Origin of the sequence: Methylobacter sp. (assembly GCF_030680395.1) — a bacterium.
In the GTDB taxonomy this organism is placed as follows: Bacteria; Pseudomonadota; Gammaproteobacteria; order Methylococcales; family Methylomonadaceae; genus Methylobacter_A.
Window position 1 is genome coordinate 37764 of sequence record NZ_JAUXVR010000036.1, and the last position, 26051, is coordinate 63814.

Genomic DNA, 26051 nt, shown 5'->3' on the forward strand with positions numbered 1-26051 from the left:
CAATGGTTGAATGGTTGTTTGTTCCGGCTGCCTATCTGATAGGCTCAATTTCCAGTGCAATTATTATTTGTCGCCTGATGGGCTTGCCCGATCCCCGCGAACAGGGTTCTGGTAATCCCGGTGCGACCAATGTGATGCGCATCGGCGGAAAAAAAGCGGCGGCGATCACTCTGCTGGGCGATTCGCTGAAAGGATTACTTCCGGTCTATGCCGCGAATGTGTTGGGGCTGCCCGCCGAGTTGGTTGCTGCGACCGGTTTGGCGGCGTTTATAGGCCATCTTTATCCGGTGTTTTTCGGTTTTAAAGGCGGCAAGGGCGTTGCAACATCGGTCGGTGTTTTGCTTGGTTTTTTCTGGGCGCTCGGTTTGGCGTTCATGGCAACCTGGTACCTGGTTTACAAGCTGGGCAAGATTTCATCCTTGTCCGCATTAGTCGCCTCGATCTTGTCACCCGTTTTTGCCTGGTTTATAGTTGGAAACGAGGCTATTGTTGCCGCCTCCTTGGTTATGATGGTTTTCTTGTTGTGGCGGCATAAGAGCAATATTCAGCGGCTGCTGGCTGGGGAAGAGTCGAGCAAGGCTAAAGGCTAAAAATCAGCCTACAACTAATGCTTGGTCAATATTCCATCTCGTAGGGTTCGCTGTGCGTACCATTAATGGCCTAAAGGTACGCACAGCGTACCCTACATGGCTGTTTTTCATGCAAAATTAGAATGTTATCCGGTTTAAAACTATAAGGATTAAGGTATACTTTGGTAACTTATGTTTGAAAAAATATGAAGATATCCAGCCCCCATAGAATCACTTGTTAGACAACAGGCGCATACCATGAAATCACCAAATCTATTTAAATTCGCTACAAGTGAGCTTTCTCAAGATGCATTCATTTGTTGGTTATTGTCATGGGCATCTCCAGAATATACTGGCTCTAGTTTGCATAGATGCGGTATAGATTTAATAGGGCGCCTTTTTGAAAAGCATGGAAAGGAATTGCCAAAGGAAATTGATAAAGTTGAGGTTATAAAGCAAGACTCGAATATTGACGTTTTGTGTATTGTGAATGAAAAATATGCGATTTTGATTGAGGATAAAACTGGAACGAAGAATCATTCAGGGCAATTATCCAGCTATCTTAATGAGATCAGAAGTCGCGACTTCGGCGATTGTAATATCCTCCCAATTTACTTTAAGACACGTGACCAAGCTTGCTATGCTGGAGTTGAGGAAAATGGATATCAGGTTTTTTCTCGCAATGAATTTTTGAGTGTTCTTAATCTTGGTGTGGAACTCGGAATAAATAGCGACATCTTTAACGACTTTAGAAATCACTTGAAAGACATATCAGATAAGGTTAATAGCTACCGAACTCTTCCTATTGATCAATGGCACTGGCATTCCTGGGAAGGATTTTATATGGAGCTAAAGGATAAGCTTTGTGAAGGTCATTGGGATTATGTTTCTAATCCGGCAGGTGGATTTCTCGGATTCTGGTGGCATTTTCAAGGAGACAGCACATGTAAGCAATATTTGCAGCTTGAGGAGTCTAAATTTTGTATAAAAATCAAAGTAAATAATTCTGAGAAAAGAAAGTATTTTAGGAGCAAGTGGCACAAAAAAATAGTTGATAACAACGAAAAATATGGGTTAAACCTACGTAAGCCTGATAAATTTGGCAATGGTAATTACATGACAGTTTTGGTGGCTAGTGATGAATATAGGCAAGTAGGAAGTGATGGTTGCATTGATATGCAATCTACAGTGGAGCACTTAAAAAAGGCAGAGAACCTACTTAAATATGTGTGTGAAACTACCTAACAAGAAGTTGCTTTTCAAAAAATATTTCACGCTCTCACCGTCCGTTTGGGGTCGAAAACAGCCATTACACCCGTTAAGCCAAGTAGCCTGTTCAATAAGCCGACTACTTTGCTTTCGCCTTGTATCTTTCGCCTGATTTAATTCAATTCACTAATCGGCCAGCGAGGCCGTGCATAAATCTCCAGCCCTTGCTGCTGACCCGCCACTAAACGCTGACAACCGGCATAAGCAATCATCGCGCCGTTATCGGTACAAAATTCGAGCCTGGGGAAATAAAGCTGAGCATTTTCCTTGGTAACCATTTCCGCAAGACACGCCCGAATTTGTTTATTGGCACTGACGCCGCCTGCAACAACCAATCTTTTCAATCCGGTTTGTTGCAAAGCCCGTTTGCATTTAATACTCAGCGTCTCCGCAACCGCCTGCTGAAATGCGGCGGCGACATCAGCCTTGTCCTGATCGGTTTTTTCAGAGGCATTGACGGTATTCATCGTGAATGTTTTTAAGCCGCTAAAACTAAAATCCAATCCGGGACGATCGGTCATCGGACGAGGAAATTTAATCTGCGGTTTACCATGTTCTGCCAATGCGGACAGTTTCGGCCCACCGGGATAACCCAAGCCCAGCATTTTCGCGGTTTTATCAAAAGCTTCACCGGCGGCATCATCAAGGGATTCACCTAATAATTGATAGTGACCGATACCCTCAACCTGCACCAGCAGGGTATGCCCTCCGGAAATCAATAACGCGACAAAAGGAAATGCCGGCGGATTGTCTTCCAGCATAGGCGCAAGCAAATGCCCTTCCATATGATGAACGGCAAGCGCGGGAACTTGCCAGGCCCAAGCCAGGCTTCTGGCCGTTGCCGCGCCAACCAATAACGCCCCCATCAGGCCGGGCCCTGCGGTGTAAGCAATGCCGTTAATATCGCTGCCGATCAATTGACTTTCCTGCAAGCATTGCTTGATCAATGGCACTAATTTCCGAATGTGGTCGCGCGATGCCAGCTCGGGAACAACGCCGCCATATTCGCTATGCATTGCAACCTGACTGTATAAAATATGGCTACACAGGCCTTGTTCGGAGTGATAAATCGCGACGCCGGTTTCGTCGCAAGAGGTTTCTATGCCTAAAACGTACATTGAGTTTTTGAAATTTATAAAAGTAAAGGTATAATTAAGGGTTCTGTTTGTTCAGTGGATTTAAAAATCCTAACTTTTAAATATTAACATATTCGGGTCATTATAATGCCGTCAGTAAAAATCAAAGAAAACGAACCTTTTGATATTGCGATTCGCCGTTTTAAACGCGCTTGTGAAAAAGCGGGTGTATTGGCAGAAGTGCGTCGTCGCGAATTTTATGAAAAACCAACCGCAGAGCGTAAACGTAAAGGCGCTGCTGCTGTTAAACGTCACTTGAAAAAATTAGCGCGCGAACGTTATGCATTGAAAAACTTACGTCGCGGACGCCCTGCACTGTAAAGCCAAGGTTACTACGATGGATTTGTTAACAGATCGTATCAAGGAAGATATGAAAGCCTCCATGAAAGGCGGCAATAAAGCACGACTAGGTGTCATTCGTTTGATTTTGGCTGCCATTAAGCAGGTTGAGGTCGATGAACGCATTGTTTTAGATAATGAGCGGGTTATTTTGGTTCTCGATAAGATGCTCAAACAGCGCCGCGAATCTATCAGACAGTTTGCGGACGCCGGTCGACATGACTTGGTCGCCATTGAAGAGGCTGAAATTCCGGTGATTCAGGATTTCTTGCCTCAGGCTTTGACCGAAACCGAAATTGATTCAATGGTTAAAGACGCTGTTGCGGAATCCGGCGCAGAATCCGTTAAGGATATGGGCAAGGTCATGGCTTTACTGAAAGCAAAAATGCAAGGGCGCGCCGATATGTCGATTGTAAGCATCAAAATTAAGGCCGCGCTAGCTGGATAGTTTTTTTACTGACCTTCCTTGGCAATTGCTCCTGCGTTGCCCTACCTCCTGCATTCGTGCAGTCGTCGGAGCATTGCGTGTCCGGTAGAATCCCTCGCGAATTTATTGATGAGCTTTTGGTGCGGGTTGATATTGTCGATTTAATCGATTCGCACGTCCCTCTAAAAAAAACGGGTAACAACTTCGTCGCCCGCTGTCCTTTTCATGTCGAAAAAACCCCCAGCTTTTCCGTAAATCGGAAAAAACAATTCTTTCATTGCTTTGGCTGCGGTGCCAGCGGTAACGCCATTAGCTTTCTAATGGATTTTAGCCATCTTGATTTTGTTGAGGCGGTTGAAGACCTGGCAGGGTTTGTCGGAGTCGACGTTCCCAGAGAGTCAATCGAATATCAGCCCAAACAAAAGAAGGCCGATCTAAGCAGCCTGTATGCGCTAATGGAACAGGTAACTGCCTTTTATGCCGAACAATTACGGACTAGCGACGAAGGGAAAAAAGCGGCTGAATACTTAAAAAACAGAGGCGTCAGCGGCGATTGTGCCGCAGACTTCATGCTGGGCTACGCGCCTGACGAATGGAAAGCCTTGGCAACCCGCTTTGACCAGAAATTATTACTCGAAGCCGGGTTATTAGTCAGCAAAGAGAGCGGCCAGCCCTACGACCGTTTTCGCGGCCGAATTATGTTCCCGATCAGGGACAAGCGCGCCCGCATTATAGGCTTTGGCGGAAGAGTTCTTGATGATTCTTTACCCAAATACTTGAATTCTCCGGAAACGTCCCTATTTCACAAAGGCAAGGAAGTTTACGGTTTATATGAACTTCTGGAAAAGAATGCCAAACCTCAAAGAATTTTGATTGTTGAAGGCTATATGGATGTTATCGCCTTGGCCCAGTTTGGCATTCATTATGCGGTTGCAGCCTTAGGAACAGCAGCATCGCAAGCGCATCTTGATTTATTATTCCGGTTCTCCTCGGAACTTGTATTTTGTTTTGATGGCGACAAGGCGGGGCGGGAAGCGGCATGGAGAGCGATGGAGTCGGCTTTTTCCAGCTTAAAAGATGGACGACAGATTCGCATCATGCTGTTGCCGCAAAATCATGATCCTGATTCGCTGGTGCGAGAGGAAGGGATTGATGGATTTATTGGTCGCGTGCAAACGGCTGAAACCTTGTCGGAGTATTTTTTCGGACATTTCTCGAACGAGCTGAATCTATCCGAAATGGAAGGGCGGGCACAATTAGTAAATAAAGCCAAACCGTATCTGGAGAAATTACCGGAAAGTATTTTTAAAGAGATGATGTTTGCACGATTAAAAGAACTGTCCGGATGGGCCGGTCTGGATATTTTGGAGAATGCAGCTACACTTGCCTCTAAGCAAAGCTCGAAGCAAGATCGGAAAATAGGCAGAAATCGACCTCAGGATAGTGGTAGATTATCGTCGGCGCGAGTTGCGATCGCTTTGCTGGTTCAGAATCCCAGGTTGGTAGAACTGATCGAGCAGCGGGAAATTGACTGGAATGGGCTGGATTTTTCAGGCGCCGCCCTGTTTAAAAACATACTGCAAATGATTGCAGATAAGAATCCGGCAAATGCAGCCGTTTTAATGGAATGTTATCGAGACACTACCGAAGAAAAATCTATAAAAGCATTAGCTTTATTGGATTCACAGGTTTCAGATGACAAGATAGAAGCGGTATTTTGCGATTCTCTGGACAGGTTATTAACTCAAGCCAGGGAGTCCGCTTTAACCGGATTACTAAATAAAGGCAAGACAGAAGGACTGGATGCACAGGAGAAAGAGCTGTTGCGAAAAATGCTGACAGCCAAAATTTTGGTGCCAAATAATAGGAATTCGTAGTATAATTCTCGGTTCGGCGAAGTCAGGTCGAGCAGAGTCTTCCGTGAGTAAATGATGAATCAAGAACAACAGCAGTCCCAACTTAAACAATTGATAGCCAAAGGCAAAGTACAGGGCTACCTGACTTATGCCGAGGTTAACGATCACTTGCCGAGTGATATTGTTGATCCTGAGCAAATTGAAGATATTATTGGCATGATCAATGATATGGGGATTCAGGTTTACGAAGTTGCACCGGATGAAGACTCCCTTATTACTGATTCAGCGGCTGTTACTACAGACGATGAAGATGCTGAAGAAGTCGCGGCCTTAGCTTCTGTTGATAGCGAGTTTGGCAGAACCACGGATCCAGTGCGCATGTACATGCGGGAAATGGGTTCGGTGGAATTGCTGACTCGCGCAGATGAATTAAAAATTGCCAAGCGCATCGAAGAAGGTCAGCAGCAACTGGTTAAAGCCATTGCGCGTTCCTGCATCGTTGTTGAAGATTTTTTACAATCATTTGATAATATTTCCGGCGAAGAAGGCAGCACTCGCCTTACCGATTTAATTTCCGGCTTTGTGGATTTAAGCGAGCCAGAGGATTTTGTTACCGCCCTGCCCGTGAGCGAGGATGTCGAAGAGACTCCGGCAGAAGAAGAACCTAAGGGGCTAAATTACGAAGAAGTCAAAGAGAAAGTTGAGGCACTAAGAAAGCAGTTAAAAACCGCCGCAGCAGCAATCAAAAAGCATGGCTATTCGAGTGACAAAACAGAAAAAGAATTTGAGGCGTTAGCTGATTTGTTCATGGAATTTAAATGGACGCCACAATATTTAAAGAAATTGACAGCCATTATCCCTAATGGCGTTACTGCTGTGCGTGAACAGGAAAAGCTTATTATGGATATTTGCGTCAATCACGCAAAGATGCCACGCAAAGAGTTTATTGCCTCCTTTCCTGAGCATGAGACCAGTTCAGAATGGTTTGACCAGTACTTGAATACAGAAAGCAAATACTCGGAAGCGTTGAAAGGACGTGAAAAAGAAGTAAGAAAAGCCCAAAAAATATTGACTGATATAGAGGCAGACTATGGCTTGACCATAAGCGGGTTAAAAGACATTAACCGGCGCATGTCTATCGGCGAAGCCAAGGCAAGACGCGCGAAAAAAGAAATGATCGAAGCCAACTTAAGACTGGTCATTTCAATCGCTAAAAAATATACCAATCGTGGATTACAGTTTCTGGATTTGATCCAGGAAGGCAATATCGGTTTAATGAAAGCAGTCGATAAATTTGAATATCGCCGCGGCTACAAGTTTTCGACCTATGCAACATGGTGGATCAGACAAGCCATCACCCGCTCAATTGCGGACCAGGCCAGAACCATTCGTATTCCGGTGCATATGATCGAAACGATCAATAAATTGAATCGAATTTCCAGGCAGATACTTCAGGAATTGGGACGGGAAGCAACACCGGAAGAATTGGCTGAACGCATGGAAATGCCGGAAGATAAAGTTCGCAAGGTATTGAAAATCGCCAAAGAACCCATTTCAATGGAAACGCCTATCGGTGACGATGAAGATTCTCACTTGGGAGATTTCATAGAAGATGCTAAAGTATTGTCCCCGGTTGAGGCTGCAACGATTGCCGGCTTGCGTGAGTCAACACAAAACGTATTGGCGGGACTAACCGCAAGAGAAGCAAAAGTTCTGCGTATGCGCTTTGGTATTAACATGAATACCGACCACACGCTGGAAGAAGTGGGCAAGCAGTTCGATGTGACGCGTGAAAGAATCCGTCAGATTGAAGCCAAAGCATTGAGAAAGCTTAGACATCCATCAAGATCAGAGCAATTAAGGTGCTTTTTGGATGGCGAGTAAATAATAGTTAAGGGCCCTTAGCTCAGTTGGTTAGAGCGTCCGACTCATAATCGGCAGGTCGTAGGTTCAAGTCCTACAGGGCCCACCATACACAAGAAGGCTGCCTCGGCAGCCTTTTGTACATCTGGGTTTTACATTTTAACAAGGTGGTATCGTGAGCAATAATTATACTTTCACATCAGAATCAGTTTCAGAAGGGCATCCTGATAAGGTTGCAGATCAAATTTCGGATGCGGTACTTGATGCCTTATTGGCACAAGATCCTCGTTCACGCGTTGCTTGCGAGACCCTGGTAAAGACCGGCATGGTCGTTTTGGCGGGCGAAGTAACCACCGATGCCTGGGTCGATCTTGAAGCCCTGGTGCGAAAAGTCGTTTGTGAAATCGGCTATGATCATGGCGACATAGGTTTCGACGGTCAAAGTTGCGCGGTTTTAAATGCTATCGGCAAGCAGTCCGCAGATATTGCGATGGGTGTCGATGAAGCCGAAGACCACGAACAAGGCGCCGGCGATCAAGGCTTAATGTTTGGCTATGCCAGCAATGAAACCGATGTACTGATGCCTGCCCCCATTACCTATTCTCACCTGCTGGTTAAACGTCAGGCTGAAGTACGTAAAAATAAAACCTTGCCTTGGCTGCGTCCCGATGCCAAAAGCCAGATTACTTTCCGCTATGAAAATAACAAACCCGTAGCGATTGACGCAGTTGTTTTGTCTACCCAGCATTCGCCTGAAATTGCCACCAAAGCATTGCATGAAGCGGTCATGGACGAAATTATCCTGCCGGTTCTGCCTAAAGAATGGCTGCATAAAGATACCAAATACTTCATTAACCCAACCGGTCAATTCGTTATCGGCGGCCCCGTCGGCGACTGCGGCCTAACCGGACGTAAAATTATTGTTGATACTTACGGCGGCATGGCAAGACATGGCGGCGGTGCGTTTTCAGGTAAGGATCCTTCAAAAGTCGATCGTTCTGCAGCCTACATGGCGCGTTATGTAGCAAAAAACATTGTTGCAGCCGGATTAGCCGAGCGTTGTGAAATTCAGGTTTCTTACGCGATCGGTGTTGCAGAACCTACCTCTATCACGGTTGAAACCTTTGGTACCGGAAAAATCAGTGAAGACAGACTGGTACAAATTATCAGAGACACTTTCGACTTAAGACCCAAAGGCTTGATTGCAATGCTGGGCTTATTAAAGCCTATCTACCAAACAACAGCGGCGTATGGTCATTTCGGTCGTACCGAAGACTCCTTTAGCTGGGAAAAAACAGATAAAGTTGACGCATTAAAAGATGCAGCCGGCCTTTAAATAAATATTAAACACGGGAAACGTAATGAGCCAACAAGATTATAAAATTGCCGATATTGCCCTGGCAGAATGGGGTCGTAAGGAAATCAATATCGCCGAAACAGAAATGCCGGGCTTAATGGCTCTGCGTGAAGAATTCGGTGCGGAACAACCCTTAAAAGGCGCGCGTATCGCCGGTTGTTTGCACATGACTATTCAGACAGCGGTATTGATTGAAACCCTGACTGCATTAGGCGCAACCGTGCGTTGGTCTTCTTGCAATATTTTTTCTACGCAAGATCATGCCGCAGCGGCAATAGCGGCGGCCGGTATTCCTGTTTTTGCCTGGAAAGGCGAAACCGAAGAAGAAGCCGAATGGTGTATCGCGCAAACAATCGACGGTCTTGACGGCTGGCGTCCGAACATGATTCTGGATGACGGCGGCGACTTAACCGTCATGATGCATGAAAAATATCCTGAATTAATGACCGATATTAAAGGCTTGTCCGAAGAAACCACTACCGGCGTACTGCGTCTGTATGAAATGGTCGCCAAAGGCACGTTAAAAGTTCCTGCCTTTAACGTTAACGATTCAGTCACAAAATCAAAATTCGACAACCTGTACGGTTGCCGCGAATCGCTGGTTGACGGCATCAAACGCGCCACCGACGTGATGATTGCCGGTAAAATCGCCGTCGTCTGCGGTTACGGTGACGTCGGCAAAGGTTGTGCGCAATCGTTACGCGGTCTGGGTGCAACAGTATTAATCACTGAAATCGACCCGATTTGCGCATTGCAAGCGGCTATGGAAGGTTATCGCGTAGTAACCATGGAAGAAGCTGCGCCGCTGGCTAATATTTTTGTTACCGCAACCGGCAACTTTAATATCATTACCCATCAGCACATGGTTGCCATGAGAGATCAGGCGATTGTTTGCAATATCGGCCATTTTGATGCGGAAATTGAAATTTCCTCATTGCGTCAATACACATGGGAAAATATCAAGCCTCAAGTTGACCATGTGATTTTCCCTGACGGAAAACGCCTGATCATTCTGGCAGAAGGTCGTTTGGTAAATTTAGGTTGCGGCACCGGACATCCAAGCTTTGTGATGTCTAACTCATTCTGTAACCAGGTTCTTGCGCAAATGGAACTTTGGAAAAATGCAGCACAGTATGAAAACAAGGTTTACATACTGCCTAAAAAACTGGACGAAAAAGTCGCAAGATCTCACCTTAAACAATTGGGCGTAAATTTGACAGTGCTAACCGATGCGCAAGCCAAATACATCAATGTTCCGGTTGAAGGACCGTTTAAAGCTGATCATTATCGTTATTGATTAATCATCGTTCCAACGGCCTCAGGGGGAATGCAGTCCGTGTCGCTCTTGCGGCACGGGACGCAACGCGTCCATAGCGGTATCCCTACATACCGCTATACTGCTCCTGTATTGCTTACCTCCTACGGCCATGCAGTCGTCAGATTCCCGCCAGTGAGACCATAAAATGCAATCACAAGAAAAACATCCCCAATTATTCAGTTTCGAATTTTACCCGCCAAAAACAGATGAAGGCGCGGCAAATTTGCAAGTTGTTCATAGCAAACTGGCAAAACTCAATCCGGACTTTTTTTCCGTTACCTTTGGCGCCGGAGGTTCGACCCGCGATCTTACCTTCACTACGGTCGTTGATATTCAATCCAAAGGTATCTCCGCCGCCCCGCATTTATCCTGCGTTGCCTCGACCAAAGCCAATATTCGCGCGATTCTGAAAGACTATCAAGACAATGGCATCACTAAAATTGTCGCTTTAAGAGGCGACTTGCCTTCCGGCATGATGTCGGCGGGAGAATTCCGCTACGCCAATGAACTGGTCGAGTTTATTCGCCAAGAAACCGGCGACCATTTTCAGATTCATGTTGCCGCCTACCCCGAAGTACATCCGCAAGCCGCCAGTGGCGTGGAAGATTTTAAAAACTTCAAACGTAAAGTGGCTGCGGGCGCCAATGCGGTCATTACCCAGTATTTTTACAATGCCGAAGCGTATTTTCATTTTGTCGATGCTTGTGAGAAAAATGGTATAACAATCCCCATCGTGCCCGGCATTATGCCGATCACCCAATATACGCAATTATTCCGTTTTTCAGAAATGTGCGGCGCGGATATTCCTCGTTGGCTCAGAAAACGCCTGGAAAGTTTTGGCGATGACAGAGAATCCGTACAAGCATTCGGCCTGGATGTGGTCAGCAACCTTTGTCAACGTTTGCTGGAAGGCGGTGCGCCGGGACTGCATTTTTACACCATGAATCAGGCCGCGCCTACCTTGGCGATTTTGGATAATTTGCAAATCAGGCCTCAAGACTAAAGGTATCAATCAGACAGGGCCGCGTTCCAAATCCACATTTTCAGTACGTATTACACTCGTTCCCAAGCCCTATTGGGAACGACTATCAACCTGAGCCTTTAGCTTATGTCGTCCAACCAATCCCTTTCCAATCGAGATCTTTCCGTTTTGTGGCATCCCTGCACACAAATGAAAGATCACGAGACTTTCCCGGTTATCCCAATCAAAAAAGGCCAAGGTATCTGGCTGGAAGACTTTGACGGCAACCGCTATCTCGATGCGATCAGCTCATGGTGGGTCAACTTATTCGGGCATGCCAATCCTGCCATCAATGCGGCATTAAAAGACCAACTCGATACCCTGGAGCATGTGATTTTTGCCGGATTCACCCATGAGTCCGCCGTCAAACTGGCGGAACAACTGGTTGAAGTAACGCCGACAGGATTGAACCGTTGCTTTTATGCCGACAATGGCTCCTCAGCGGTGGAAGTCGCGCTCAAAATGAGTTTTCATTATTGGCGCAACCACGGACAAACTCAAAAAACCAAATTCATCACCCTGGAAAACAGTTATCACGGCGAAACCCTAGGCGCATTGGCCGTCGGCAATGTGCCGCTCTATAAAGAAACCTACGCGCCGTTATTAATGGACGTCATCACCGTGCCCGGCCCGGACTGTTACCAACGAGAACCCGGCGAAACATGGGCGGATTATTCCACTCGCCGCTTCACGCTGATGGAAGAATCGCTGCAACAACACAGTGACACGGTTTGCGCGGTCATCATCGAGCCTTTGGTGCAATGCGCCGGCAATATGCGCATGTATGATCCGGTCTATTTAAAATTGCTGCGCGCAGCCTGCGATAAATACCATGTGCATTTAATCGCCGATGAAATCGCGGTCGGTTTCGGGCGCACTGGCACGTTATTCGCCTGCGAGCAGGCAACAATCAGCCCCGACTTCATGTGCCTGTCCAAAGGCTTAACCGGCGGCTATTTGCCGTTGTCGGCGGTATTAACCACCGATCAGGTATATCAAGCGTTCTATGCCGAGTATCAATCGCTGAACGCATTTTTGCATTCGCACAGCTATACCGGCAATGCGCTGGCGTGCAGAGCTGCACTTGCCACGCTGGAGATTTTCCAGCAACACAACATCATCGAAAAAAACCAATCTTTGGCTGCTATTATGACGAAAGCGGCGATGCGTTTTCATGACCATCCGCATGTCGCTGAAGTCCGACAAACGGGCATGATTCTGGCCATTGAAATGGTCAAAAACAAACATACCCGAGAACCTTATCCCTGGCAGGAACGTCGCGGGCTTAAAGTCTATCAATACGCGCTGTCCAAAGGTGTATTATTGCGCCCCTTGGGCAATGTCATTTATTTTATGCCGCCCTACATTGTGACCGAAGATGAACTTTTGTTAATCGCCGACGTCGCTTGGCAAGGCATACAACTGGCAGTTAAGGACTGATTATGCGAGTCTCCAGATTATATACACCCACTTCGCTGGCAACAGGCAACCTTACCGAACTGGATGATGACAACGGCCATTATGTCAGAACGGTGTTACGATTAAAAAAAGACGACCAGATCATTTTATTTAACGGTCACGGCGGAGAATATTTGTGCGCGATTACAGAAGTCAGCCGAAAAGCCGTGCTGATTACCGTCGGGCAATGGGATGACCGCAGTGTCGAATCGCCGTTACAGGTAACCTTGGGTCTGGGTATCTCGCGGGGCGACCGGATGGATTTGACGGTACAAAAAGCCGTGGAGCTGGGTGTTAACAGAATTACGCCGTTACTGACCGAGCGTTGCGTAGTGCAATTCAAAGGCGACAAGAAGCCGCAACGCTTAATGCATTGGCAAAAAATAGTTCAACATGCCGCCGAACAAAGCGGCAGAACCACCTTGCCTTCCTTGCTGGAAATTGAGCTACTACAAAACTGGGTAGGCAACCAACAAGGTCTAAAAGTGTTTCTCGATCCTTATGCAGAAACGACATTAACGGAGTTAAAGCCTGAAGCCATGAAAGTGACCTTACTCACCGGTCCCGAAGGCGGCTTTTCCAATCAGGAAAGGGACATAGCGAAAGCCTCCGGCTTTATTCCGGTCCGCTTAGGCAGCCGCATATTAAGAACTGAAACCGCATCACTTGCCGCTTTGGCTGCGGTACAAATGTTGTGGGGAGATTTTGGTAAGGGAAGCAACGGATGATCAAAAAAATTATTTATTCCATAGTGCCGCTTTTAGTATTGCTGTCGGCTGCTTCGATAGCCTGCATCGTAGGTTATTTTATTTTTCAGGGAATAGACGGCCGACTTCCATTGTCAAAAATAATCACCAAATCGACACAGTTATTTTTGGTACTGAGTATTTTTCCGGCTATGGCCTATCTGAAATTTAACAAAGGAGACTTAGGCTTTGTCACAAAAGCCGTATTTTTGAAGCAAGTATTGCTCGGCTTTGGCTTGGGATTTGTTACCTTGATGCCGGTGTTTATTGCCCAATATGCACTCGGCATCAATATCATTGACGAAGCACAGCAATGGTCTGTCGGTTTAGTCGTTGAAAAAATGGTTATTTCATTATTGGTGGCGCTGTTGGTTTCGATGATTGAAGAGCCTATTTTTCGAGGCGTTCTATTTGCCGGTTTAAAAAAGAACTTGCCGGTCGTAGCGGTAATTCTGCTCAGCTCAACTTATTATGCTGCCTTGCATTTCCTGGACAGCCATTCCGAGATACCTTTTCAACAAGCTGGGATATTAAGCGGCTTTACCTTACTCGGTGAAGCCTTTGCTAATTTATTAAATCCGGAAATTCTATCGGCATTTTTAGCGCTGTTGATGGTGGGCATTTTTCTGGGAGTGCTCAGGGCAGAGGTAAAACAGAGCCTGGGGTTATGTATCGGCTGCCATACCAGTTGGGTGTGGCAAATCAAGATGAGCAAGAGTTTATTTAATACCGATTCCAGCTCAGAATATTTTTATCTGGTCAGCACTTATGACGGTGTCGTCGGCCCTTTAGTTGCCGGATGGCTCAGTCTCGCGATCATTGGTTATTTTATTTATAAAAAAGTTCAGGGATAAACTTTAATCCCTGAAATTCTCAAACTGCAACGGCATTTCCAACTTTTCCTCCCTGAGCATTTTAATCACCTCTTGCAGATCGTCCCGATTTTTTCCGGTTACCCTGACCTGATCGCCCTGAATGGCCGCCTGGACTTTTAATTTTTTGTCCTTAATCAACTTAACGATTTTTTTGGCCAGCGCCGAATCCAGGCCCTGCTTCATGATAATTTCCTGACGTACCGATTTACCGCCGGGCTTGGGGTCGCCAACCTCCATACAGGCTATATCCACGCCGCGACGACTGAGTTTCGAACAGACGACACTGAACATTTGTTGCAGCTGAAACGTCGATTGAGACGTCATAATCAATTTATCGTCAGTCAGTTCAAAGCTTGAGTCGGTGCCTTTAAAATCAAAGCGCGTGGTGACCTCTTTATTGGCTTGGTCAACGGCGTTTTTAATTTCGTGTTTGTCGAATTCGGAAATGATGTCGAAAGAAGGCATGGCTTATGATTTCAGGTAACAAAAAAATTTAACTATAATGGTCTTTGCTGCATTATTCAACACCGTTCAACCGGTGCCGGTCGCTTTTATTCCGGCTTTATAAACTCGGTAACAGCCTTAATACGCAAACGGCGAATCGCCTCGCCGATATGCGCACCTTTAAGTTCGCCATTCAAAACAGACGAGGTGTCAATAGATGCGGCCGCCCTGGCTGCACCGCTCAACAGCGCGGATTGAGGGTAGGCAATGTTTTCAAGTCCGGTTCTGCCTTTAGCATCCGCCTCGCAAGCCAGCAAAAACTCAGGCAACTTATTAGCTGGCTTAAAGGCCCCCAGAGCGGCCAACATATCCGTTAACGTTGAAGCGCGTAATTCAAAAGCCCGGTGACAATGGGTATGGTATTGCATGACCTGAGAAGCCAACGCTTTAAACGAGTTAGGCACACGCAAACGGACACACATTTGTTCCAAAATGGGCAACCCTTTAGTTTCATGTCCGTGATGATGCGGCCAGTGTGCTTGGGGTGACACGCCTTTGCCCAGATCGTGGACTAATGCCGCAAATCGGACTTCGGGACTCGGCGACAAAAGCACGGCCTGCTCCAGGCTGAGCATAGCATGAATGCCTGTATCGATCTCCGGGTGATATTTTTCCGGCTGCGGCACGCCGAATAAGCCACTTATTTCCGGGAAGATTTTATCCAGCGCGGCACACTCTTTTAAAGTGTAGAAAAAAGCACTCGGCGATTTTTCGTTGAGCGCCTTAAACAGTTCAGCCCAGACCCGCTCGGGAACCAGATGATCCACTTCACCAGCCGTCACCATGGACTGCATCAAAATCCGGGTTTCCTCAGCCAGCGTAAAACCGAGATGCCCGTAGCGGGCGGCAAAACGGGCGATGCGCAGGATCCGCACAGGGTCTTCCGCAAAGGCCGGCGAGATATGCCGAAAAATGCGTTGTTCAAGGTCACCTTGCCCGCCGTATGGATCAACAAGCTGTCCCTGCGGCGTCATTGCCATTGCATTGATAGTCAGGTCGCGGCGAATCAGATCCTGTTCCAAACTGACATCCGGCGATGCGTGTACCGTAAAACCTTTATAACCGGGCGCTGTTTTTCGTTCGGTTCTGGCCAACGCATATTCTTCGCGGCTTTGCGGATGCAAAAACACCGGAAAATCCTTACCTACCGGCCGGAAGCCCTGTTTTACCATGGATTCCGGGGTCTCGCCGATTACTACCCAGTCCCGTTCCTTGACCGGAAGTTCAAGTAATTTATCGCGTACCGCACCACCAACAAGGTATATTTCCACTCAGTTACTCAAGCCGTTTAATAATGTGCCTAGAATAGCACAGCTGTACTCGAAAAAAGGCATAATGGCCGTACCACCGGTACCGACACATAATCAGGAGAATAAAGTGATAGCAATTTTTTTAGCCAGTCTTCTATTAGGCACAGTTTCAGGATTAATGGCAGGGCTTTTTGGGATAGGCGGCGGCCTGATTATTGTGCCGGTTTTAGCGGTATTGTTTGCCGGGCAAGGATTTCCCTCCGAACTAGTCATGATCATGTCGGTGGCGACCTCACTGGCGACCATTATTTTCACCTCGATCTCTTCGGTGCTGGCACATCATCGTTTGAATTCCGTGTTGTGGGATAAAGTGCTGGCCCTGGGACCGGGGATTATGATCGGCGCGGCTGTCGGAGCCGTGGTCGCGGACCATATAGCCGGTGACGTATTACGCTTTATTTTTATCATCTATTTATTATCCGTAGGTGTGCAAATGGCGTTGCAATTCAAGCCGAAACCCGGACAAAAGCAACCCTCCAAAGCGTTGGATTTTGGTGTGGCAAGCATCATGGGACTGCTGTCGTCACTACTCGGAATAGGCGGAGGCACACTCACCGTGCCTTTTTTAGTATATTTCCAAACGCCGATGCGCAATGCCGTAGCCATAGCCAGTGCCTGCGGTTTGCCGATAGCCTTAGTGGGAACGGTGGGCTATGCCCTGCTGGGCAAGGATGTGTCGCAGTTGCCTGAATGGAGTTTAGGTTATATTTACGGGCCTTCTTTTCTGGGTATAGTGCTGACCAGTATCTATACCGCTCCGATAGGCGCAAAACTGGCCCATAAACTGCCAGCGGAAAAATTAAAACGCTATTTTTCGCTGCTGTTGTTTGTGATGGCGGGCAAGTTGATTTGGTTTTGAAAATATATCACCACGAAGATCACGAAAGTTTAAAGAAAAACCTAAAAAATCGGTTAGCGTCGATATTCTTTTGCTACCGTGTATTTTCCAGGCAGCCGACATGCTACGATCAGGAATACTTAGGCATATATATTATTTCGCAATGACTAATAACTTCGTGTCTTCGTAGTGATTTATCAATACAGCCCCCGCCATAAAATTTACTTTATTTTTGTGCTGCCAAATTTGCGATAATGCACAGTCATTTTATTTACAAAGGTTCCGTTGCACATGTGGTTTAAAAATCTGAGCATTTTTCGTCTTACTGAAGATTTCACTTTGGCTCCAGCAGACCTGGAACTAAAACTTGAACAAATGGCTTTTCGCCCCTGCGGCAGTCATGAAGAATTTACTTTCGGCTGGACTTCACCGCTGGGAAAATCGTCCGAACAACTGGTGCATAGCGCGAACGGCTTTTTAATGTTGTGCGGAAAAAAAGAAGAAAGAGTGCTGCCTGCGTCTGTGGTCAATGAAATGATGCAGGAAAAGATTCTTGAAACCGAAGAACAACAAGGACGTAAGTTATCCAAAAAAGAACGCACGGCTATTAAAGACGAGCTTATTTTTGAGCTATTGCCAAGAGCTTTCACCTTCTCAAACAAGACTTACGCTTATATCGACCCTAAAGGCGGCTGGCTGATTGTCGATGCGGCTTCAGCCAAAAAAGCCGAAGATTTGCTGAGCAGTTTGCGTAAATGCTTAGGTTCGTTACCAGCCGTTCCGCTTAATACCATCGAAAAACCGGTCAAAGTCATGACCGAGTGGCTGGTCAATAATCAAGCGCCGGACGACATCACCATTGAAGACGAATGCGAATTGCGCTCACCTGAAGAAGAAGGCGGCATTATCCGCTGCAAACGCCATGACCTGAGTCTGCCGGAAATCAAGAACCATCTGGATACCGGCAAAGAAGTCATCAAACTGGCGGTGAATTGGGCTGATCGTATTGCTTTCATTATCGATGAAAATCTGGCCGTTAAACGCCTTAAGTTTCTTGACCTGATTCAGGACCAAGTGTCCGACATTAATACCGACTCTGAAGCAGAACAGTTTGATGTGGATTTCTCGATTATGTCGCTGGAACTGGCCAATTTTCTGCCGCGTTTGCTGGAGCTATTCGGCGGCGAGAATAAGGCGTAATCGTAATTTCTGATTGATAATCAGATAACTAATTAAAAGATTATCACCACGAAGGCACGAAGAACACGAAGTTTTATTTCTTCGTGCCTTCGTGGTGAATAAAAGAGGCTTTTTTCACGTCCCAGACTAATTAACGCACATACCTCCGGGTTTTATGGGGCTTGCAGTGAAACTTTGATTGCGCTTACACTACGGCTTCAGGTTTTAACTATCCGTGAACTCGCAAGGAGATTCCCATGTTAGAAAAACACCAAAAAGCCCCCCTGTTCAGCTCAAAAAATCAATTTAATGAAACGATTAATTTGTCCGACTACTTAGGGAAAAAGAATGTCGTGTTGTATTTTTATCCCAAGGATGACACGCCGGGCTGCACCATAGAAGCGAACCAGTTTACCCAGCTTGCCGGGGAATTTGCCAAGGCAGATACCGTGGTTATCGGTGTGAGCAAGGATACTTGCGCCAGTCATACCGACTTTATTAAGAAATTCGACCTGAAAGTGGATTTATTGGCCGACGTTGATGGCGAACTCTGCGAAAGCTATGGCGTATGGCAGGAACGGGAAAAAAATGGCGTAAAAAGTATGGCTATTCTTCGTTCCACCTTCATTATTAATAAAGAAGGCGTATTGGTCGATGCCGCTTATGGCGTCACGCCAGAAGGGCATGCTCAGGACGTATTAGAGAAAGTAAAAAGCTTGTAATTCAGATAGATATTCCAGACAGCCTAATGCCGAACTTTAATTTTACCATACACCATGCCAGCCTCATTGTTGCCGATACCGCCGTTTCGCTGACATTTTATTGCGATGTGCTCGGCATGCAACAAGCCGACCGGCCCGATCTGGGTTTTCCCGGCGCATGGCTGCAATTGGGCGCTCAGCAAATTCATTTACTGGAACTGGAAAATCCCGATCCGACAACTGGCCGCCCTGAGCATGGCGGTCGCGACCGCCATATCGCCTTAAGTGTGCAGGAATTGGCGCCGGTTCGGGAGGTACTGGATAAAAACGGTATCGCCTACACTTTGAGTAAATCAGGACGACAAGCGCTGTTTTGTCGTGATCCGGACGGAAATGCGCTGGAGGTTCTTCAGCAGGCGTAAATTGATTACGTCTTTTTCTTGTGTACTAAATTGTAAATCTTAAAGCAAAGTATCGATGCGGCCAGCAGTAGTGTTATTGCGTTTGCAATAATGATGGCCTTATCATCGAGGTGGATTCCGTAAATAAGCCAACATAACACGCCCAAGGTAAAGGTGCTGTACATGCCCAAAGAAAGGGATTCGGTATCTTTGGTTTTTATGGTCAATATTGCCTGGGGCACAAATGAGGCGGTAGTGAGTGTCGCGGCTAAATAGCCGATAATGTCAGGGGCGATTGTCATAGGTATTTTGGCATAACGCCATTATTTTTTTGCGGCGGATTTTTTTAGTTTTTTAAGTATGCTTTGACCGATAGCGCTTGCAAAATCCTCAATATTTTCATAGCCCTGCGTTTGGGCAAAATCCACTGCCGCCATGACCAGCTTTTTAGTTTCAGCTATCTCTTCGTGCGTTCGACCGCAGCCTTCGCAGCGAGTTCCTTCGTAAGTGCAGTTATCAGTGCATGGATTAAATTTCATAATGTTTCCCAGTATTTATTAAAATTTTCAAATCTTGTTCATTTTTAAAGTTATGAACGTTGCCGTATCGACAGATATTTGTTCCTGCATTGCTTTATTACACGCCATTCATGGCGTTAGCAGGAGCGGAAGCGGAATCTTGTGTAGCCGACGTAGATTTAGTGGTCGAATACTAAAATAGGGTACCGTCCGCTTATGTTCTTCCAAAAGGAATTTTACCACATCGAAAATAAGCAACGGCTATCCTTATCAAAAATCAAACCAAAAGATAAAGCTTTTTTGTTTTAATGCGATTCATTGACGCTCAACATGATGTTTGCAAAAGTAACTTCGCCATCAACGAGTTGAAAAACACCTTTGCCCCGTTCTTCATTATTCTTCCAAATAGAGTTTCCAATCTGGACTTCGACGCCGCAATGAACGGCTTCTTCCGCAATAACCTGGACGTTCTCGGCAAGGGTCATTTCCGACAGCAGGTGGAGTCGATCAGCGTGAAGCTGAGTACAATCAATTTCAAATTTTTCTTTGGTATGGATGGCCTTGTTTAACAAACCGTTTTTGTCTTTTTCGGGATGCGCTAACACGAAGGCAATAATTTTTTTAAGGTCGTCCTGCTCCTTTTCATTCGCATCAATCTCAAGCTTAAGCTTGCCCTGCTCCGCCTGAAGATAAGGATTGAAGCCTGTCTTGATCTTGGTTATAAAGCCGGTGCTTGAACCCATTATCGCTGTCTTCACCAAAACTGATGCATTGGTAATGCCGCCGATGATACGGCCTTTTTTTCCGCCGGATTTTCCCACCAATACCCGGTTAAGCGCGGTCAAATGATTATGCATAGAGAATTCTTCAATAATAATATCTACGCCCGCTTCCATGCAGACATTTTCGGCAAAGTGTACGTTGATTGAACCTTTGCTGATAATTATCGCGTTAAAGGTGGGAACCTCGTTTGGATCGCCGCTATGTTCGCTATGACCGATCACGCCGCCTTTTATAACAATGTTTCCACCCGCTTCAATTTCTGCTGCTTCAACGGTCCCTCCCACGAATACATCTCCAGTCGCGTGAATTTTCATCCCATCCTTGACGTCGCCTTTGATATTAATGGTGCCATCGAAACTCATGTTTCCGGTTGAGATATCCACCAGCGACAGGTCGATGGTAGGTTCCACCACAACGCCATTAGGAACCAACTTGGGTTGGCCGGTGATCGCAGCCAACAGTAGACTGTTATTATCGGGATCAAGCTCGGCATCGGAGTCCAACTCTACCCCCTGCAGCCCTGAAGCAAACTGCACATCCTGCCCTGCTTGCGGCATAAGTGCTTGCCCGGTAATGTCCCATCCTTTTTTACCTTCGGTGGGCGGAGTGCGGCACATCAGCGGATCGCCGGGCCTTACGACAATAAGCTGTCCAAGATCGCGATAGTTAGCGATACCGCGCGCGTCTACCTGGGGTTTCCGCTCTCTTATTTGCGGTATCAGACTTTGAAAACGCGCATCAATACCCCGCACAGGATGCACGCCTTGGGCGATAATATGTTCTGTCGCATACCCTTGCTTTAAGGCGGACTTGATTTCATCCATCATAATGCCTCTGACTACCCCCTTTTCCTGCAAAGCCAGCTGGATTTGAAATAAAGCGACTGGAGCGCCACCGTATGCGGGGATTAAAGTAAGTCTGGCGGTCATTTTGTCGTTGTCAATTTTGAGCGCATATCGACCATCCCGGCGCTCACCGATTTCCAGCACAAAGCTTTCACTACGACTGTTGTACTGTTTTACCAGATGTGAGAGGGCGTTTTCATGCACAAACAGATTGGACAGGCCTTGCTTAGCCAGCGCCTCTTTGATCATTGCTTCATCCAGCGGGGGCTTGCATTCGCACTCTTCAAATATTGCAAGCAGTTTGCCGTCATCGCTCAGCTTAAATGTCAGTATATCTGTAGGTGACGCGTCATTCACAGCTTGCTCCTTGGAAAATCATTGCGACTTATCAAGAATAAAAATATTAAGAAATCAGCCATTTTATAGCCATCCTATCATCACCCACAGTAAGCACTTAGCCTCGATAACTGCTCCATGCAGTCATAAAGCGCCTACTGTCGATTGGCGAAGCACTATTTAAATTAACAAGATAATCTAATTTGAAAGGTAGCAGATTATAAGAAAACCACACTTAAGGGCAGAAGAATCAAGGTGGCAAAAATGTGAATGGCCGATTATACCGTGAGTATACTTTGCCGATTTCAAAAAAAAGTCCCAGAACACTAAGGTGTGCTGAGACTAAAAATCGCCTGTTTGGTTGGCATTTCGTTCCATCCGTGGCAACATCCTATTTGATCTTTCTTAAAATCCGTCTTCTCTTTTGGCGACGTGGCTATTCTCTCAAAAAATAACCATAAAAAAAGCCAGTTAAAGATTAAAATAATGTGCGCTTAAAATTACATCATCGTGAGGCCAAATAGGCTCGACATTGCACGGGTATATTTAATGACTTATTCTTTTCCCGGCAATTGCTCCCTGCATTGCTCTATCTCTCCACCTCGGAAACCGCAAGGCCTACTTTGGGTATCCCGGACAGTCGTGCTCACACTCCTTAGCTGCATGCCTTTAGACAAAGTCTATATTTTCTAAACTGCACATTTTCAAGATTTACAATAAATAACAAACACTGCAAAATCTTGCTTGTCATAGTAAAATGCCGTCAGCCCTCAAATATAAATAATACAAACATGGATCAACGTACTGCAGAAGTAGAGCGAAATACGCTTGAAACTCAAATCAAAATTAAAATCAACCTGGATGGATCGGGTAAAACCTCATTTTCGACCGGCGTACCTTTTCTTGAACACATGCTCGATCAGATTGCCAGGCACGGCTTGATTGACATGGACATTGTAGCTAAAGGCGATTTGGATATTGATGATCACCACACGGTTGAAGATATCGGCATTACCTTAGGTCAGGCGTTTGCCAAAGCCATGCAAGACAAAAAAGGCATTTACCGTTACGGACATGCCTACGTGCCGTTGGATGAAGCATTGTCACGCGTCGTGATTGATTTTTCCGGACGTCCCGGCTTGTTTTATGAGGTTAAGTACCCGAAAGCCATGATCGGCCGTTTTGACGTTGACTTGTTCCGCGAGTTTTTTCAGGGCTTTGTCAACCATGCCGGAGTGACTTTGCATATCGACAACTTGAAGGGCGCAAATGCGCATCATGTTGCGGAAACCATCTTTAAAGCCATGGGTCGAGCCATACGCATGGCGATTACCGCCGACCCGCGTATGGCAGGCATGATGCCATCCACCAAAGGCAGCCTTTAACCTTGCCTCTTAACCTTTAGCCTGTATTTTTTATGTCTTCTGTCGCTGTAATTGATTATGGAATGGGTAATCTGCATTCAATCGTAAAGGCCCTGCAGCATGCAGACCCTGAAGTGGATGTTGTTTGTGTGTCCGATGCCGATGCAATTCTCCGTGCTGACCGGGTGGTTTTCCCCGGTGTCGGCGCGATACGGGATTGTATGCAGGCGCTCAATCAATCGGGCTTATCTGATGTTATCCAGCAGGTTGCCAAAAGCAAGCCTTTGCTGGGAATTTGCCTGGGCATGCAGGCCTTATTGACCGACAGCGAAGAAAACGGTGGCACACTTTGCCTGGACGTTTTTTCCGGGCACGTTATACATTTCCCCGAGTCGTTAAAAGACAGCGACGGTAATTCACTCAAAATCCCGCACATGGGCTGGAATCAGGTCCATCAACTGCAACAACACCCGTTATGGGAAAATATTCCCCAAGACAGTCGCTTTTATTTTGTGCATAGTTATTATGCGCAGCCGGATGATGCAGCGATAATGGCGGCGACTACGCAATACCCGGAGGCATTTACCTGCGCTTTGGCACAAGATAATGTTTTTGCCGTACAATTTCACCCCGAAAAAAGTCAGGCAGTTGGTTTGCAGTTGCTGAACAATTTTTTGCATTGGGATGGGCAAGCGTAGAAATGGATTCATTTGTACCTTCTGGGTATTTCGTCTTTGGGTGGATAAATCCGCCCCTATAATAATTACATGCCGTTGAGGATTTTATAAGTTATGTTGTTAATACCTGCAATCGATTTAAAAGAAGGAAAATGTGTTCGTTTGCGTCAGGGACGAATGGATGATAATACGATTTTTTCGGATGACCCGGTCGCTGTAGCAGGCAAGTGGGTTGCTGCCGGCGCGAAAAGACTTCATTTGGTTGATCTGGATGGCGCATTTGCCGGAAAACCAAGAAATGCCGACGTTATTCATGCCATTGTCGAAGCCTACCCCAATGTACCGATACAAATAGGCGGCGGCATTCGCGATGAAGAAACTATCCAGGCTTATCTTAACGCTGGTGTGGAATACGTTATTATCGGCACCAAGGCAGTTAATGAGCCGCATTTTGTCAGGGATATGGCGCTGGAATACCCGCGCCGTATTATCGTCGGGCTGGATGCAAAAGACGGCAAAGTAGCTATTGACGGCTGGTCCAAACTGTCCAAACATGACGTGATCGATCTGGCCCAGCATTTTGAAGAAGACGGCGTCGAAGCCATTATTTACACCGATATTTCCAGAGACGGCATGATGTCCGGCGTCAATGTCGAAGCTACCGCAAAATTGGCGCGCGCCATTCGGATTCCGGTTATTGCCTCAGGCGGCATTACCAATATGGATGATATCAGGGCCTTGGGCGCAGTCGCTCATGAAGGTATTATGGGCGCCATCACCGGACGGGCGATTTACGAAGGCACGCTGGATTTTGAAGCTGCCGAAAAATTAGCGGAATCATTTCAATAGCCATGAGTTTAGCCAAACGCATTATCCCCTGCCTGGATGTCGATAATGGCCGCGTCGTTAAAGGCGTGAAATTTGTCGATATTCGCGATGCCGGCGATCCTGTAGAAATCGCCAGACGTTATGACCGTGAAGGCGCTGATGAAATCACTTTTCTGGATATTACCGCCACGCATGATAATCGGGACACCATTGTTCATGTCGTTGAGCAAGTGGCCAGTGAAGTTTTTATCCCGCTGACGGTCGGCGGAGGCATCAGAACGCTGGAAGATATTCGCCGCATGCTGAATGCGGGCGCAGACAAGGTCGGCATTAACAGCGCTGCGGTATTTAATCCGGATTTTGTTCGTGAAGCGGCGGAGCGTTTTGGCTCGCAATGTATCGTGGTAGCCATAGACGCTAAAAAAGTCAGCTCACCTGATGAACCGGGGCGGTGGGAGATTTTTACCCACGGCGGCCGCAAGCCGACAGGCATTGAGGCGATTGCATGGGCAAAAAAAATGGTCGACTACGGCGCCGGGGAAATCCTGTTAACCAGTATGGACAGGGATGGAACCCGCGAAGGTTTTGATTTGCCGTTGACCCGCGCCATCAGCGAGGCGGTGACGGTGCCGGTAATTGCATCCGGCGGCGTCGGCAATTTGGATCATCTGGCCGATGGTATTCTTGAAGGCAAGGCGGATGCGGTATTGGCCGCCAGCATTTTTCATTTTGCCGAATATACTATTGAACAGGCCAAACAACACATGGCCTCACGCGGCATAGAGGTGCGTCTGTGAGCGTATCCTGGCCGGACGAGATACGCTGGACCGAAGACGGCCTGGTGCCGGTTATCGCGCAACAGGCGGAAACCGGAAAAATATTGATGTTCGCCTGGATGAATCGTGAATCATTAGCTTTAACAGTCGCCGAAGGTTATGCAGTTTATTGGTCAAGGTCACGCGGAAGGTTATGGCGCAAAGGTGAAGAATCCGGGCACAGGCAAAAAGTTATAGGTATATTTCTGGATTGCGATGAAGATGTTATTCTGCTAAAAGTTGAACAAGAAGGCGGTATTGCCTGCCACACTGGTCGAGAAAGCTGTTTTTATCGCAGCCTGATTGACGGACAATGGCAAAGCGTAGAGCCGGTTTTAAAAGATCCTGAAGCTATTTATAGAAAATCATGAGCGATGTATTACAACAACTGGCGCAAATTCTGGAACAGCGCAAACAGGAACCTGCCGATAAATCTTATGTCGCCAGTCTGTATGCCAAAGGTCTGGACAGCATACTGAAAAAAATCGGCGAAGAAGCGACAGAAACCGTTATCGCCGCTAAAGACGGCGATAAAAAACAGATTATTTATGAAACTGCCGATTTGTGGTTTCATTGCATGGTGTTGCTGGCCGATCAGGGACTCGGACCTGATGATGTACTGCAGGAATTGCAACGTCGTTTTGGCTTGTCCGGTCTGGAAGAAAAGGCGCAACGTAACAAGTAAAGATCTTGCCGCGCAAGGTCTCCATCAAATAAG

28 protein-coding genes and 1 tRNA gene are annotated in these 26051 nt (G+C 46.6%); 23 read left to right on the top strand and 6 right to left on the bottom strand.

The features are described 5' to 3' along the window. Positions 1-2: 2 nt before the first annotated feature. On the top strand, positions 3-590 hold the full coding sequence (gene plsY, locus Q8L79_RS14775) for a glycerol-3-phosphate 1-O-acyltransferase PlsY (RefSeq protein ID WP_305272603.1): 588 nt from the start codon (positions 3-5) through the stop codon (positions 588-590). A gap of 237 nt (positions 591-827) precedes the next feature. Beyond that, positions 828-1814, top strand: a complete 987-nt coding sequence (locus Q8L79_RS14780) for a PD-(D/E)XK nuclease family protein (RefSeq protein WP_305272606.1) — start codon at positions 828-830, stop codon at positions 1812-1814. A gap of 137 nt (positions 1815-1951) precedes the next feature. On the opposite strand, the gene tsaD is transcribed toward Q8L79_RS14780, so the two are convergent. Continuing rightward, positions 1952-2956 (bottom strand): tRNA (adenosine(37)-N6)-threonylcarbamoyltransferase complex transferase subunit TsaD, encoded by a 1005-nt coding sequence (tsaD, locus tag Q8L79_RS14785; RefSeq protein WP_305272608.1) that lies wholly within the window; start codon positions 2954-2956, stop codon positions 1952-1954. A 105-nt stretch (positions 2957-3061) separates the two neighbouring features. Here tsaD and rpsU point away from each other — a divergent pair, with 105 nt between their 5' ends. From rpsU to Q8L79_RS14840, 11 genes are all read left to right on the top strand, one after another. Then, entirely contained in the window at positions 3062-3295 is a 234-nt protein-coding gene (rpsU, locus tag Q8L79_RS14790) for a 30S ribosomal protein S21 (RefSeq protein WP_006890759.1), read from the top strand. Between the two features lie 16 nt (positions 3296-3311). Then, on the top strand, positions 3312-3761 hold the full coding sequence (locus Q8L79_RS14795; RefSeq protein WP_305272611.1) for a GatB/YqeY domain-containing protein: 450 nt from the start codon (positions 3312-3314) through the stop codon (positions 3759-3761). A 77-nt stretch (positions 3762-3838) separates the two neighbouring features. Then, positions 3839-5617, top strand: coding sequence for a DNA primase (gene dnaG / locus Q8L79_RS14800; protein WP_305272616.1), 1779 nt, complete (start codon positions 3839-3841; stop codon positions 5615-5617). Between the two features lie 54 nt (positions 5618-5671). Continuing rightward, a complete protein-coding gene (gene rpoD / locus Q8L79_RS14805; protein ID WP_305272734.1) occupies positions 5672-7480 on the top strand; it encodes an RNA polymerase sigma factor RpoD in 1809 nt (602 codons plus the stop codon). 11 nt (positions 7481-7491) lie between these two features. After that, positions 7492-7568 (top strand) — tRNA-Ile (locus tag Q8L79_RS14810). A gap of 66 nt (positions 7569-7634) precedes the next feature. Further along, complete coding sequence (gene metK / locus Q8L79_RS14815; RefSeq protein WP_305272618.1) at positions 7635-8795, top strand: methionine adenosyltransferase; 1161 nt, start codon at positions 7635-7637, stop codon at positions 8793-8795. Positions 8796-8820: 25 nt separating this feature from the next. Beyond that, positions 8821-10113: an adenosylhomocysteinase gene (gene ahcY, locus Q8L79_RS14820; RefSeq protein ID WP_305272621.1), complete on the top strand. Its 1293-nt coding sequence runs from the start codon at positions 8821-8823 to the stop codon at positions 10111-10113. Between the two features lie 166 nt (positions 10114-10279). Continuing rightward, entirely contained in the window at positions 10280-11137 is an 858-nt protein-coding gene (gene metF / locus Q8L79_RS14825) for a methylenetetrahydrofolate reductase [NAD(P)H] (protein ID WP_305272623.1), read from the top strand. A gap of 105 nt (positions 11138-11242) precedes the next feature. Next, positions 11243-12595 (top strand): adenosylmethionine--8-amino-7-oxononanoate transaminase, encoded by a 1353-nt coding sequence (locus Q8L79_RS14830; RefSeq protein ID WP_305272626.1) that lies wholly within the window; start codon positions 11243-11245, stop codon positions 12593-12595. Between the two features lie 2 nt (positions 12596-12597). Beyond that, positions 12598-13341, top strand: coding sequence for a 16S rRNA (uracil(1498)-N(3))-methyltransferase (locus Q8L79_RS14835; protein WP_305272628.1), 744 nt, complete (start codon positions 12598-12600; stop codon positions 13339-13341). Next, complete coding sequence (locus tag Q8L79_RS14840; protein WP_305272630.1) at positions 13338-14213, top strand: CPBP family intramembrane glutamic endopeptidase; 876 nt, start codon at positions 13338-13340, stop codon at positions 14211-14213. Before Q8L79_RS14835 ends, Q8L79_RS14840 begins: the two co-directional genes overlap by 4 nt. Positions 14214-14216: 3 nt before the next feature. Here Q8L79_RS14840 and Q8L79_RS14845 read toward each other — a convergent pair whose 3' ends face one another. Then, positions 14217-14699, bottom strand: a complete 483-nt coding sequence (locus Q8L79_RS14845) for a YajQ family cyclic di-GMP-binding protein (RefSeq protein WP_305272633.1) — start codon at positions 14697-14699, stop codon at positions 14217-14219. 86 nt (positions 14700-14785) lie between these two features. Beyond that, positions 14786-16009: a multifunctional CCA addition/repair protein gene (locus Q8L79_RS14850; RefSeq protein WP_305272635.1), complete on the bottom strand. Its 1224-nt coding sequence runs from the start codon at positions 16007-16009 to the stop codon at positions 14786-14788. A 106-nt stretch (positions 16010-16115) separates the two neighbouring features. On the opposite strand from Q8L79_RS14850, the gene Q8L79_RS14855 reads away from it, so the two are divergent. From Q8L79_RS14855 to Q8L79_RS14870, 4 genes are all read left to right on the top strand, one after another. After that, complete coding sequence (locus Q8L79_RS14855; RefSeq protein WP_305272638.1) at positions 16116-16907, top strand: sulfite exporter TauE/SafE family protein; 792 nt, start codon at positions 16116-16118, stop codon at positions 16905-16907. A 270-nt stretch (positions 16908-17177) separates the two neighbouring features. Continuing rightward, on the top strand, positions 17178-18086 hold the full coding sequence (gene rdgC, locus Q8L79_RS14860) for a recombination-associated protein RdgC (protein ID WP_305272640.1): 909 nt from the start codon (positions 17178-17180) through the stop codon (positions 18084-18086). A 236-nt stretch (positions 18087-18322) separates the two neighbouring features. After that, positions 18323-18787: a peroxiredoxin gene (locus Q8L79_RS14865; RefSeq protein WP_305272643.1), complete on the top strand. Its 465-nt coding sequence runs from the start codon at positions 18323-18325 to the stop codon at positions 18785-18787. Positions 18788-18813: 26 nt separating this feature from the next. Next, positions 18814-19188: a VOC family protein gene (locus tag Q8L79_RS14870; protein WP_305272646.1), complete on the top strand. Its 375-nt coding sequence runs from the start codon at positions 18814-18816 to the stop codon at positions 19186-19188. Between the two features lie 5 nt (positions 19189-19193). On the opposite strand, the gene Q8L79_RS14875 is transcribed toward Q8L79_RS14870, so the two are convergent. The 3 genes from Q8L79_RS14875 to Q8L79_RS14885 form a co-directional block, all read right to left on the bottom strand. After that, positions 19194-19469, bottom strand: coding sequence for a SemiSWEET transporter (locus tag Q8L79_RS14875; RefSeq protein WP_305272649.1), 276 nt, complete (start codon positions 19467-19469; stop codon positions 19194-19196). Between the two features lie 21 nt (positions 19470-19490). Next, positions 19491-19706 (bottom strand): DUF1289 domain-containing protein, encoded by a 216-nt coding sequence (locus Q8L79_RS14880; RefSeq protein ID WP_305272652.1) that lies wholly within the window; start codon positions 19704-19706, stop codon positions 19491-19493. 284 nt (positions 19707-19990) lie between these two features. Continuing rightward, positions 19991-21670, bottom strand: a complete 1680-nt coding sequence (locus Q8L79_RS14885) for a DUF342 domain-containing protein (RefSeq protein WP_305272655.1) — start codon at positions 21668-21670, stop codon at positions 19991-19993. Between the two features lie 770 nt (positions 21671-22440). Here Q8L79_RS14885 and hisB point away from each other — a divergent pair. The 6 genes from hisB (at position 22441) to Q8L79_RS14915 (ending at position 26018) form a co-directional block, all read left to right on the top strand. Next, positions 22441-23034, top strand: coding sequence for an imidazoleglycerol-phosphate dehydratase HisB (hisB, locus tag Q8L79_RS14890; protein WP_305272658.1), 594 nt, complete (start codon positions 22441-22443; stop codon positions 23032-23034). 32 nt (positions 23035-23066) lie between these two features. Beyond that, positions 23067-23711, top strand: coding sequence for an imidazole glycerol phosphate synthase subunit HisH (hisH, locus tag Q8L79_RS14895; RefSeq protein WP_305272661.1), 645 nt, complete (start codon positions 23067-23069; stop codon positions 23709-23711). A 93-nt stretch (positions 23712-23804) separates the two neighbouring features. Further along, positions 23805-24539: a 1-(5-phosphoribosyl)-5-[(5-phosphoribosylamino)methylideneamino]imidazole-4-carboxamide isomerase gene (gene hisA / locus Q8L79_RS14900; RefSeq protein WP_305272662.1), complete on the top strand. Its 735-nt coding sequence runs from the start codon at positions 23805-23807 to the stop codon at positions 24537-24539. A 2-nt stretch (positions 24540-24541) separates the two neighbouring features. Next, on the top strand, positions 24542-25315 hold the full coding sequence (gene hisF, locus Q8L79_RS14905) for an imidazole glycerol phosphate synthase subunit HisF (protein WP_305272665.1): 774 nt from the start codon (positions 24542-24544) through the stop codon (positions 25313-25315). Further along, entirely contained in the window at positions 25312-25704 is a 393-nt protein-coding gene (gene hisI, locus Q8L79_RS14910) for a phosphoribosyl-AMP cyclohydrolase (protein ID WP_305272667.1), read from the top strand. Before hisF ends, hisI begins: the two co-directional genes overlap by 4 nt. Beyond that, positions 25701-26018, top strand: a complete 318-nt coding sequence (locus Q8L79_RS14915; RefSeq protein WP_305272670.1) for a phosphoribosyl-ATP diphosphatase — start codon at positions 25701-25703, stop codon at positions 26016-26018. The genes hisI and Q8L79_RS14915 overlap by 4 nt, the downstream gene beginning before the upstream one ends. Positions 26019-26051 lie beyond the last annotated feature (33 nt).